Consider the following 11,501-nt stretch of genomic DNA (forward strand, 5'->3'; position numbering starts at 1 on the left):
AATTTAGTTGCAAAAGGGACGCAAGAGAGCAAAATAACTATCCTAGACCAACTCTCTTTGGAGTATGGGACAAAAAATAGTGTGCCATTTTCTGAAATTTCAGATGTTGCCTATGAGCAAAAGAGCAGACAACTTTTTATGATAGGTGATAAGGGTTATATATATAAATTCTCTGCAAATTTCAACAAAAAGATAGAAAATCTAAAATATATAGATGGTTTCAGAGTAAAAAAAGCCAAAAGAGAAGAGAGCCAACTTGATAGTGAGGGTCTAACTTACAACGATAAACAAGAACTTCTAATCTCTTTTGAGAGAAGAGCAAAAATCTCTAAGCTATCACCAAAAGGGCTGATAAAATTGGACTATAAGCTACCCAAAAAACTAAGAAAAACAACTGCATATAGAGACAAAAATAAGATATTTGAAGCCCTTGCATTTCATCCCAAATATGGCATATTAACGATAGCAGAGTACCCTATCAAAAAAAGAAAAAAGAGCAACCAAACGATATACTCACTAAAAGGTAAAGAGTGGCATTTTAAAACAGAAAAATATAAAAATTCTGCTGTTACTGCGATAGAGGTTATGGATGATGGTAATATCTTGGTCTTGGAGAGAGCATACAGTGGTCTATCCAATCCACTTATGATTACTCTAAAAAAAGTCTATATAGATAACTGTGACAAAAAAAACCGATGTAAATCAGAGGTTCTTCTCTCGTTTGATAGCTTTGATAGTTGGGCTATGGGCAACTTTGAAGGTCTAGCAAAAGTTGGGAAAAATCGTTTTGTTATGGTCTCAGACAATCAAAACAGATCTTTTTTGCCAACACTATTAATATATTTTGAGGTGAAATAGTGTTAAAAGTATTAAGAATAGTCCTAATTTTAACTTCTCTTATAGCTCTTGGCTATTTTGGTATACAATCATACAGACATGCAAAACTATATGAGCAGAACACAGCAACCATAGCTAGTCACTGTGACGCAAATGGTCTAGCCCAAGGGAAGTTGGACAAATTCACCTCGGTTATCTCTTTTGGTTTTATAAAAGATGAGACAAAAGAGAAACTCGACAGACTAAAAAAAGAGCAGACTACCAACAGAGTGCTAGGTAAAACAAATCTATACTACTTTATGGTAACGCTCATATTTTTGATTATAATATCTCTAAGTTGTAGTCCAAGAGCAGGGACGATGACTCTAGCCATAGCCTCTCTCATATCCCTCATATTTGGGCTTATTACCCCTATCCTAATGGTTACCATCCATAAAGAGGTTGAACACCTTGGAGATGTTATATTATCATTTGAATCAAAAGGGATACTAGGCTCTATATCAAAGCTATTTGAGAGTGGAGAGATAGCTGTTGCTATCACTATTTTACTCTTCTCTGTTATCGTCCCTCTAGCCAAAATAGTCACTCTTATTTTTACCATAATCTTTAGAGACTACAGATTTAGCCACCATCTAGTAGAGTTCTTTCGGCACATAGGAAAATGGTCTATGATAGATGTTTTTGTAGTAGCTACACTTTTAGTATATCTCACTAGCAACAAAGGTAGCGTAAGCCATGCAGAGATAGAGGTAGGTCTCTACTTCTTTTTGGCTTATGTGATTCTCTCTATGGTTACTACTATAAAAATGAAGAGGGTTATATCACCATCTTCACGGCAACATGCTCTTGAAATGCCTTAAATATAGCATTTCTCTCATCTTCCGAAGCCACATTACAACTGGCATTTAGGCTATGAAACTTCCCTTTGCTAGAGCTATTCCCTGCTCTACTCTTATAGTCTCTATCTCCCATAATATCAGAGATAGATACTTCTAATTCCACTTTGTTAGTTCCAATAATCTTATACTCCCATTGGCAAGGATACTCAATATTTGGTTTAGTTTGACACTTATCATCTAAAATCATCTGTTAAAATCACCTGAGTTACCCCCTGATTTTTTCTCTAGTTGTATATTTTTAATTACCATACCTTTGTCAATAGCTTTTAGCATATCATAAATGGTAAGGAGTCCCACACTCACACCTGTCAAAGCTTCCATCTCCACACCTGTCTGCCCTTTGAGTTTCGCTCTAACTGTGAGCTTGAACCCAGGTAGTTCAGATAGCTCTTCAATATCTGTCTTGACAGAAGTAAGCATCAGAGGATGACACATAGGAATAAGTGTACTAGTCTGTTTAGCCCCCTGTATCGCTGCGATTACGGCTGTTTGAAGTACAGGGCCTTTTTTTGCAGAGTTTGCTACTACTGCATCATACGCTTCGCGTGTAACCTCAATAATCCCAGAGGCAACAGCAACACGGGTTGTCTCCTCTTTATCTGAGACATCAACCATCTTAGGTTTGTTATTCTCATCCAAATGAGTTAAGTTCATAATGCTTCCTAAATTTTTATAGCAATTTTACCCAAAAAATACTTTTCCCTATACATAAATTCTTTATTAGGAGAATATTTATCTTATTTATAGTAGAATAACAGATTATAATTCAAATCATAATTTAAACTTAATTTAATTAATACGAAAGGATTTTATTGATGAAAAAAGTTTTAGTACTTGGTGGGGGCTTCGCAGGTGTTGAGGCTGCCATCTATCTAAAAAAACAGGGTATAGAGACTACACTAGTGAGTGATAGAGACTATTTTTATATCTATCCAACATCTATATGGATACCTACAGGCGAGACAACAAAAGATAAAATATCTGTGCCACTTGACCAGTTAGCACAAAAACATGGTTTCCAACTTATCGTAGACCCTGTAACTGCACTTGAAGCCAAAGAGAAAAAAGTTACTCTAGCAAGTGGTAGAGTTTTGAATGAGTTTGAGTATATCGTGGTGGCGATGGGTCAAGACAAGATGAAACATAAGGGCATAGAAAACACTCTATCCATCTGTGGAAAACCAGAAGAGGCAGAGGAGCTATATGAGCGACTTAGCAGACTAGTCGACAGAGGTTCAGGAAAAATTGCAATGGGCTTTGGTGGAAATCCACATGATACATCAGCCGTGCGTGGTGGACCAGCATTTGAGGTGCTGTTTAATGTCAATACTATGCTAAAGAGAAAAGGTATAAGAGATAAATTTGAACTTACATTTTTTGCACCAATGGCAAAACCAGGGCAAAAGATGGGGCCAAAAGCGTTGGTGATGATGGACAAGATGTTTGGAATGACAAATATCAATAAAAAAGTTGGTTCAAAAATCACAGAGTTCGAAGCAGATGGTATCAGATTTGAAGATGGGACTAAACTAGAGTCCGATTTGACTATGTTTATCTCAGCAGGAAAAGGACACTCTGTTATTGAATCCTCTGACCTACCTATTAGTGATGCAGGATTTGTAGTAACCAATGAGTATAACGAAATAGATGGCTTTGATGGTGTCTATGCTATTGGCGATTCAGCCTCTCTAATGGGACCCGATTGGAGAGCGAAACAGGGACATGTAGCAGAGGTAATGGCAAAAAATGTTTCTTATAATATCTTCCAAAAGATGCAAAAAATCAACTCAAAACGGAGCTATATGGAGCATCTCAATATCCTATGTGTTATGGATACAGGTGATGGTGCAGCGTTCGTATTTAGAAATGACAGTGGTGGAAAGATTATACCTCTGCCAATTATTGGTCACTGGATGAAAAAGGGTTGGGGTTGGTATTGTAAAAATTCTAAACTTGGGAAGATTCCTAGAATTCCAGGAATGTAAGAGAATACTTTTTCCTCTCGTTCCATCCTCTCTGAGGTGGAATGCATAGGGACAAACAACGGAAATCAATGCATAAATTGTCTATGCATTCCACCTGAGGACAGGTGGAACGAGACGGTGTCTAGATAAAGGAAAAAAATGAAACAGATAATAGTAATGGAAAAATACCCAGTATTTACAATAGAGATTAACAAAGATGAGACCAGTCACCAAAGTGTAGATGAAATTTTAGCTTATATGAAAGAGAAGATTGACACACACCCAGTTGCAACTTATATTGGAGAGTTTGACCACTATACCCACACTTCAAACCTAGAAATAGGTGAAATTAACCCAAAGATATTAGATGCCAAAAATATTATCTGCTGTTTTGGAAAAAAAATACCAAAGCCAGAAGTATTAGCCGTACGACCTCGCTCTATTGGCATAGCCGAACTTGCTGATAAATTTGTAGTAAGTTTTTTAGAAGCCCCAAATCCTGATGCAAACAGAGAGATGGAGAGTTGGGTTAAGGGTATTGCAAACAGTTAAAAATTCGAGAGATTCTCTCGTTTTTTAGTCAAAACAAAAAGTATAGTTTTCCATATAACCTCTAACTCCAAAAAAATATTCCAATTTTTAATATAGTAGAGGTCATACATAAGCTTCTCTTTGGCATCAAGTTTCCCTGAACCATACTGATATTTAATCTGTGCAAGACCTGTAATCCCAGGGGCTACGATATGTCGTTGGGTATAGTATGGAATAGATTTCTCAAACTCATTTGTCCATATCTTGCGTTCGGGTCGTGGCCCCACAAAATGCATCTCCCCCTTAAAGACATTCCAAAGCTGAATCAGCTCATCTATCTTCGTATACCGTATCTTCTCACCCCACGGAAAAGCTCTTGGGTCATTATCAGTTGCAAATTTTGCTCCATCTTTCTCTGCATCTATATTCATAGAGCGAAGTTTAATACAGGAGAATTCACACTCCCCAAGACCTACTCGTTTTTGTCTAAAAAACAGCGTTCCAGGGGATTCCTTTTTGATTCTATAGGCAGAGTATATAACAGCTAGTAGAGTTGGAATCAAAAGCATTATAATAGCAATAAAGTCAACTACTCTTTTTTGAATTTTTTGAAATGTTGTATAGGAGTGAATATCATCTAAAAAAGAGACATCAAACGATTCATCGAGAATAAGACACTTATGCAGATACTTCTCCATAAAGTGTTCCACTGTCATATATCTAATCCCTCTAATTTCAAGTTTTGTAAGGTAAGTTAGGAGTTTGGGAGGTAGGGCAGCCTTTGTATTTAATACAATTAGTTTGCTATTTGCAGATTTTAAAATTTTTTTAATTTGTATGGTACACTCTTCTGCTGGAAGCGTTTTGTAACTTATCTGGTTGATAGTATTAAATCTTTTTTTTAATCTATCCTTCTCTACCCTGCTAAAGCTATATCTATCACCCAAAATTATCATATAAAGACTTTAAAATTTATTATTTATATTATTTTACATTAACTTCACTATAAATATGATGATAAACTAAACATTAATGGCTCTTAGGTTATAATTTTCGCGATTATTTCAATTATTTTAATGAAGGCTAACAGATGATAACAACTCGTTTTGCACCATCACCAACAGGATATTTACATATTGGAGGGCTAAGAACAGCTCTCTTCTCATGGTTATGGGCTAGAAAAAATAGGGGAGAGTTCCTCCTTCGTATAGAAGATACAGACCTATCAAGAAACTCAGATGAGGCATTAGAGGCTATTTTAAAAGCTTTTGATTGGGTAGGGATGAGTTACGATGGAGATGCAATCTACCAATCGAAACGGTTTGATATTTATAAAAAATATATAGACCAACTTCTGGAAGAGGGCAAAGCGTACAAGTGCTACATGAGTAAAGATGAGCTAACAGTCCTGCGTGAAGAGCAGATGTCCAAAGGTGAGAGAACACGGTATGACGGTCGATACAGAGACTTTAATGGAACTCCTCCAGAGGGTGTGGAGCCAGTGATTCGTATTAAGGCTCCACAGGAGGGTAATATTATCTTCAATGATGGTGTAAAGGGTGAGATTACTATCGCTTCAACAGAGGTTGATGATTTTGTTATCGCTAGAACAGGAGGAGTTCCTACCTATAATTTTGTGGTAGCGATTGATGATGCTCTTATGAACCTCACCGATGTGATTCGTGGTGATGACCATCTATATAATACACCAAAACAGATTGTAGTCTATGAAGCTCTTGGATTTGAGATACCAAACTTCTACCATGTAGCGATGATAAACAATGAACAGGGCAAAAAACTATCAAAAAGAGATGGTGCAACCGATGTGATGGAGTACAAAACTCTTGGCTATCTACCAGAAGCATTGTTAAATTTCTTGGTGCGTTTGGGTTGGAGTCATGGAGACCAAGAGATATTTAGTATAGATGAGATGATAGAGCTGTTTGAGCCAAAAAATATTAATAGAAGTTCATCGAATTATAATCTTGATAAGCTCTTGTGGTTAAATGCACACTATATTAAAAATATGCCAAATGAGCAGTTGGCAATTCGGTTAAAAGAGTATAGTATAGAGGTTGAAGGGCATGATAAACTAGAACTTCTATTGGATGCGACCAAAGAGCGAGGTAAAACTCTAGTGGAACTGGCATCGCAGATAAATCTGATTATGAACGCTCCAACAGAGTATAATCCCAAAAATGTCAAAAAAGCCTTCAAGGGTGAAGCTAAAAACATCTTAGCAGATTTTGCAATGATGTTAAAAGAGTGGGAGAGACCTCTGCATACACCACCAGAGTATCATGCTGTTATAGATAATTTTGTTAAGAGCAAAGAGATAGGTTTTGGCAAGATTGGAATGCCTCTTCGTGTTAGTCTATTGGGTTCTATGACTGGTTCTGGTCTTGATGAGATTATGGCTATTATTGGGGTTGAGGAGACTATTTCTCGTATTGAAAGAGCGATTGAATTCGTAGGGTCGGTAACACCGACCACAAATATTTAAATATGGTCAATTTGGTCGGTGTTACCGACCCTACTGTCAACGGTAATAACCGTATGTACATTACCTCTAGGGTTGTAATCAGCCACAATCCTTATCCATTTAGGTTTCATATTTCTATTCAATGCATCAAAAATCTCATTAGCAGAGTTCTCATGAGAAATATATATATTCATAAAGCTATTGATATAGAGCTTCAAAGCTTTAAGTTCAATAACTTTTTCATCAGGACAATAACTAAGCTTTATAGTCGCAAAGTCAGGATAACCTGACCTTGGACACTTGCACATAAACTCTGGTAACGCTATATCTATAGTATAATTTTTCTTATGCTCATTTGCCCAATAGTTCTCTGCTAAGTCTATATCAAACGCTTCTATCTCTTTTTCACCATATTTCATATATTTATTTTCTTCTTTTAGTTTATTCTTTTCGGAATCGGAGGCTTCAGCCCCGAATATTGCGAGGCTAAAGCCATCGGTTCCTAAACATCCAAATGTTTAACATCTTTAGCATGAGTCTCAATATAGGCTCGTCTTGGCTCAACCTCATCACCCATAAACAGCACAAAAGTATCAGAGGCTACTTGGTCATCATTGATAACAACTTTTAGAAGTCGTCTATCCTCAGGATTCATAGTAGTCTCCCATAGTTGGCTAGGATTCATCTCTCCTAAACCTTTGTATCGTTGGATATATGCACCCTTTTTGGCACTCGCCTCAACAGCTCCAAGAAGTTCCAAAATGTCTCTATCTCTGTACTCATCTGTAACTCTATCTTGTATCTTCTGATTTAGATATATCGCTTCATTATAGAATGGACTAGTAAATAGATTATCATCAACAATCAACTCCTCCAAACCATCATTGGTCTGAACAAAATACTGGATAAACTCCTCATTGACAGACTTACTCAAAATATTATAACCAAGATTAGAGATATACGCTTCAAGTGTTTTTGATAGACCTTCATTATCGGTAGAGATAACATCAGGATTCTCAATCATATATCGAACCACTTCAGGTAGAGCAAATCGTTTCTCTATCTCTGCTAGTGAGCTTTTATAGTAAGCCACCAGTTTAAATAGTTCCGTTAAATCTTGTCTCCCCATAGTTTCAGACTCCAATACCGATATACCATTCTCGATAAGGAAGTCATTTAGAGATTTATCATCTTTGAGATAGGTCTCATTTTTGCCTTTTTTATATCTGTAAAGTGGTGGTTGAGCTAAATATAGATAACCTTTTTCGATAACTGGCTTCAAGAATCTATAGAAAAATGTCATAAGTAGCGTCTGAATGTGACTGCCATCCACATCAGCATCAGTCATGATTATAACCTTGTGGTATCGTAGCTTCTCTTCGTTGAACTCATCACCAATCCCACAACCAAGAGCCGTAATCATATTTTTAATCTCATCCGACTTTAAAATCTTCTCTAGTCTAGCTTTTTCAACATTTAGAATCTTACCTTTTAGTGGTAAAATTGCTTGAAATTCTCGCTCTCTTCCTTGTTTGGCTGAGTTGTGAACAAATACTCCTGATGATAGAGCAAAGTTATGAGTGTTTGGTACTTCTATATCGTAAACCGAAATAGGTTCTCCCTTGTACTTCTCAACTTTTACAACTTTATGATTATAAACATATAAATCACTATCTATTAACTGATTATAATTTTCAAACTTTGGATATTTTTCACTCTTATCCATTTTTGATAAAAGTGTTGGAATTGTAAAAACTTTTCTATTTTTAGTCTCTTTTCTTTGATTTTCATAATTATCTATTCCAATAATATTTAAAAACTCTAAACTATTTTTAATTCTAGTTTCTCTTTCTGTAGCTAACTTTCTTTTGATATTATCAAGGTCAGACATCTGTTTTCGAGTCTCTTCTGATCTCCATTTTCTTAACTCTTCATTATCCCACTGCTCATTTGCTTTTTTTCTATTGTTTTCAACGGCATCAGGATTATCTTGAAAATATTTAGTAACCCTTTCACTCTGCTCTTCCCTATGGGTCTCATCAGCCCAATACTCAGCAAAATGTTCTGTATTCATCTGACCATTTGCAATCTGAATCTCACGCATTCTTTTATGTTGACCCTCAAATTTGGCTCTATATTCAGGATTTTCCCAATCTTTGATGACCCTTTGGGAGATTTCATCAGATTGTTCTTTCATTTTTTTGGACATATAAGCTTTGTATTCAGGTGTTTGTTTATCAAAATCTACATGATGTTTAGATAAGTGTTCTGAGGGCGTTAACTGTTCAATATTTGTTGGATTATTATTTAGAGGATTCTTATCCATATGGTGTCTATGAATATTTCCATCTCTCTGTTTATAAACAGAGTTTTGAAGATTCCATTTATCAGCTAAATGGTGTGTAAAATCAGATTTCCCATTTGGATATAAAACTGCTTCATATTTATGTATTTTCAACTCTTTTAGATGTTTTCTATGATGAAATCCAAATTCTCTTATTTCTGTATAAAGAGGCATGATAGATGTACCAACTTTTAAATCTTTAGCTTCAACATACTCTCCATTTCGCAAAAGCCATCTATGGTCAGATGTACAAAGCTCTCTTTCCCCATTATCTAAAGTAATATAGAGCAAATCATCAGTAACTTTTGTCTCCCATACATTTTTTATTTTTTGCAACTCTATTTTATCTGTTTTATGATTATAGGTATAAATGAAATTTACCTTACCTTTTTTGTGTTCTTCTGCTAAAATTTCAATTGAAATATCTGTTCCATTAGCACATTTTACCTTAGTTTTTCCTGACCAACACCCCCCAGCACTATCCCCTTCCACCAAATAAATCTCCGATAGTGCAGGGTCTTTACTCTGACAATCAGCCAATTTCCCAGGAAGCGTACCAATACTCATTGAGTCTTTTCGCTTAACTAAATCCTTCGCTCTTTTGGCCGCGTCACGCCCTCTTGCTGCCAAGAGAATTTGACCCATAATTGCTTTGGCATCATTTGGATTCTCTTCAAGATATTTGTTAAAGCTTTCAGAGAAGAACTTCTGAACCAAAGGTCTAACATAGCTAGAACCAAGTTTCCCTTTGGTCTGCCCCTCAAATTGTGGTTCTGGAACACGCACAGAGATGATGGTTATCAGCCCCTCTTTACAGTCATCACCAGTAATCTTTGTATTCTTCTCTTTGGCATTTGCATTTCTGCTAATATATCGAGACATAGAGCGAGTTAGCCCTGCTCTAAAACCTGCTTCGTGTGTACCACCATCAGCCGTTTTTATGTTATTGACAAATGAGAGTGATTTTTCAGAATCAGCATCACAATACATCAGAGCAATATCTATCTCAATATCATCTGCAGTACCTTGAAAAAACTGTGCCTTTGAGAGTGGCTCTTTTGTGTTCATATCCTCTACAAACTGCTTGATACCACCTTCAAAATGATAAAGTTCTGCTGTTCCATCTCTATCATCTTTAAAATCAATGGTGATTTTTGGATTGAGATAAGCCAGTTCTTTGAACCTCTTCATCAAAATCTCTTTTTGAAACGAAGTACCCTCTGTGAAAATGCTATCATCAGCCCAAAACTCTATCTTGGTACCTTTTTTCCTAGAGTTGCCAGTAACAGCTAAAATTTCTTGTGGAATCCCTTTTTTAAAATCCTGTACATATGAAGAGCCATCACGATATATAGTGAGTTTCAAATCTTTTGATAAAGCATTTACAACCGAAACCCCAACCCCATGAAGACCACCAGAGACTTTATATGTGTCTTTATCGAATTTACCACCAGCATGAAGCACAGTCATAACAACAGTGGCCGCAGAGATTTTTTCAGTAGGGTGCAATGCAACAGGAATCCCTCGCCCATTATCCTCGATAATAGCCGACCCATCTTTGGTCAGGGTTACTTTAATAGTATCACAAAAACCTGCCATAGCTTCATCTATGGAGTTGTCAACAACTTCATAAACAAGGTGGTGAAGCCCTTTGGTTGATGTATCACCAATATACATTCCAGGTCTTTTTCTTACTGCTTCTAATCCTTTGAGGACTTTGATATTACTAGCACCATATTCTGCCATTGATAGACTCCATAAAAATTTATTATAAAACCTAAGATTTTACCATAATTCTGGTTATAAAGTGTTAAGTGGATTAGATGTTCTAAATTTTTGAGAACGGTTTCCTAAATAAGACTAATTAAGTCCTATTTTAAAAAATAATTGTATAGTTACATATAATAATTATTATCATAAAGGAATATCCATGACAAAACTAGTAACTGTAAGTTTAATACTTGGACTCACAACTGCATTGATGGCAGAGGCTCCAGTAGTTGAGAAAAAGAGTGAGATAAAAAGCTCTCAAATGGACAAAAATGGTATCGTAACCAAAGAGAGTTTTGTTGATGTAAACACAACTATCAATAGACTTGAAAAGATTATCAAGAAAAAAGGCATCACCCTCTTTAATAGAATCAACCATGCCCAAAATTCAAGAAATGCAGGTGCAAAAGATGTTGCAGATGCAGAGCTTCTTATATTTGGAAAGCCATCGGTAGGTCTAAAAATGTTGTCAAAAGACCCTAAAGCAGGTCTTGATTTACCACTTAAAATCTTGGCGTACCAAGCAAAAGATGGCAAAGTCTATGTATCTTATAGAGACACCGCTTTTTATGGTGAAATTTATAACCTAGATGGCTGTAAAGTACATAACAAAATGAGTGGTATGCTTAATAAACTTAGCTCTGTTATTACAAAATCACCTGAAGATTTTAAAC

General features: G+C 36.0%; 11 protein-coding genes. 6 read left to right on the forward strand and 5 right to left on the reverse strand.

Annotation, left to right across the window (positions count from 1 at the left end; all coding sequences use genetic code 11):
- The coding region (locus GSY74_RS09835; RefSeq protein ID WP_164664928.1) for an esterase-like activity of phytase family protein at positions 1-858 on the forward strand (858 nt) is incomplete at its 5' end.
- A complete protein-coding gene (locus GSY74_RS11060; protein WP_164664929.1) occupies positions 858-1,697 on the forward strand; it encodes a paraquat-inducible protein A in 840 nt (279 codons plus the stop codon). The genes GSY74_RS09835 and GSY74_RS11060, both read left to right, overlap by 1 nt.
- On the opposite strand, the gene GSY74_RS09845 is transcribed toward GSY74_RS11060, so the two are convergent.
- The gene (locus tag GSY74_RS09845) at positions 1,654-1,923 is read right to left on the reverse strand and encodes a YbeD family protein (RefSeq protein WP_164664930.1); all 270 of its coding nucleotides are present in this window, start codon (positions 1,921-1,923) and stop codon (positions 1,654-1,656) included. The two genes, GSY74_RS11060 and GSY74_RS09845, sit on opposite strands and share 44 nt — an antisense overlap.
- Positions 1,920-2,390, reverse strand: a complete 471-nt coding sequence (moaC, locus tag GSY74_RS09850; RefSeq protein WP_164664931.1) for a cyclic pyranopterin monophosphate synthase MoaC — start codon at positions 2,388-2,390, stop codon at positions 1,920-1,922. Before moaC ends, GSY74_RS09845 begins: the two co-directional genes overlap by 4 nt.
- Positions 2,391-2,551: 161 nt before the next feature.
- On the opposite strand from moaC, the gene GSY74_RS09855 reads away from it, so the two are divergent.
- Together GSY74_RS09855 and GSY74_RS09860 are read left to right on the forward strand one after the other, a co-directional pair.
- Entirely contained in the window at positions 2,552-3,721 is a 1,170-nt protein-coding gene (locus tag GSY74_RS09855) for an NAD(P)/FAD-dependent oxidoreductase (RefSeq protein ID WP_164664932.1), read from the forward strand.
- A 138-nt stretch (positions 3,722-3,859) separates the two neighbouring features.
- On the forward strand, positions 3,860-4,252 hold the full coding sequence (locus GSY74_RS09860; protein ID WP_164664933.1) for a DUF6858 family protein: 393 nt from the start codon (positions 3,860-3,862) through the stop codon (positions 4,250-4,252).
- On the opposite strand, the gene GSY74_RS09865 is transcribed toward GSY74_RS09860, so the two are convergent.
- Entirely contained in the window at positions 4,249-5,187 is a 939-nt protein-coding gene (locus GSY74_RS09865; RefSeq protein WP_164664934.1) for a sugar transferase, read from the reverse strand. The genes GSY74_RS09860 and GSY74_RS09865 overlap by 4 nt on opposite strands.
- 134 nt (positions 5,188-5,321) lie before the next feature.
- On the opposite strand from GSY74_RS09865, the gene gltX reads away from it, so the two are divergent.
- Complete coding sequence (gltX, locus tag GSY74_RS09870) at positions 5,322-6,734, forward strand: glutamate--tRNA ligase (protein ID WP_164664935.1); 1,413 nt, start codon at positions 5,322-5,324, stop codon at positions 6,732-6,734.
- On the opposite strand, the gene queF is transcribed toward gltX, so the two are convergent.
- Together queF and gyrB are read right to left on the reverse strand one after the other, a co-directional pair.
- Positions 6,731-7,132, reverse strand: coding sequence for a preQ(1) synthase (queF, locus tag GSY74_RS09875; protein WP_164664936.1), 402 nt, complete (start codon positions 7,130-7,132; stop codon positions 6,731-6,733). The genes gltX and queF overlap by 4 nt on opposite strands.
- An 83-nt stretch (positions 7,133-7,215) precedes the next feature.
- Positions 7,216-10,803: a DNA topoisomerase (ATP-hydrolyzing) subunit B gene (gyrB, locus tag GSY74_RS09880; RefSeq protein WP_164664937.1), complete on the reverse strand. Its 3,588-nt coding sequence runs from the start codon at positions 10,801-10,803 to the stop codon at positions 7,216-7,218.
- A 184-nt stretch (positions 10,804-10,987) separates the two neighbouring features.
- On the opposite strand from gyrB, the gene GSY74_RS09885 reads away from it, so the two are divergent.
- The coding region (locus tag GSY74_RS09885; protein WP_164664938.1) for a DUF302 domain-containing protein at positions 10,988-11,501 on the forward strand (514 nt) is incomplete at its 3' end.

Origin of the sequence: Sulfurovum sp. bin170 (genome assembly GCF_010892395.1) — a bacterium.
In the GTDB taxonomy this organism is placed as follows: Bacteria; Campylobacterota; Campylobacteria; order Campylobacterales; family Sulfurovaceae; genus UBA1140.

Coding starts and splice junctions, on each gene's coding strand:
- GSY74_RS09845 (WP_164664930.1), bottom strand. CDS start 1,923: ATGATTTTAGATGATAAGTGTCAAACTAAACCAAATATTGAGTATCCT.
- moaC (WP_164664931.1), bottom strand. CDS start 2,390: ATGAACTTAACTCATTTGGATGAGAATAACAAACCTAAGATGGTTGAT.
- GSY74_RS09855 (WP_164664932.1), top strand. CDS start 2,552: ATGAAAAAAGTTTTAGTACTTGGTGGGGGCTTCGCAGGTGTTGAGGCT.
- GSY74_RS09860 (WP_164664933.1), top strand. CDS start 3,860: ATGAAACAGATAATAGTAATGGAAAAATACCCAGTATTTACAATAGAG.
- GSY74_RS09865 (WP_164664934.1), bottom strand. CDS start 5,187: ATGATAATTTTGGGTGATAGATATAGCTTTAGCAGGGTAGAGAAGGAT.
- gltX (WP_164664935.1), top strand. CDS start 5,322: ATGATAACAACTCGTTTTGCACCATCACCAACAGGATATTTACATATT.
- queF (WP_164664936.1), bottom strand. CDS start 7,132: ATGAAATATGGTGAAAAAGAGATAGAAGCGTTTGATATAGACTTAGCA.
- gyrB (WP_164664937.1), bottom strand. CDS start 10,803: ATGGCAGAATATGGTGCTAGTAATATCAAAGTCCTCAAAGGATTAGAA.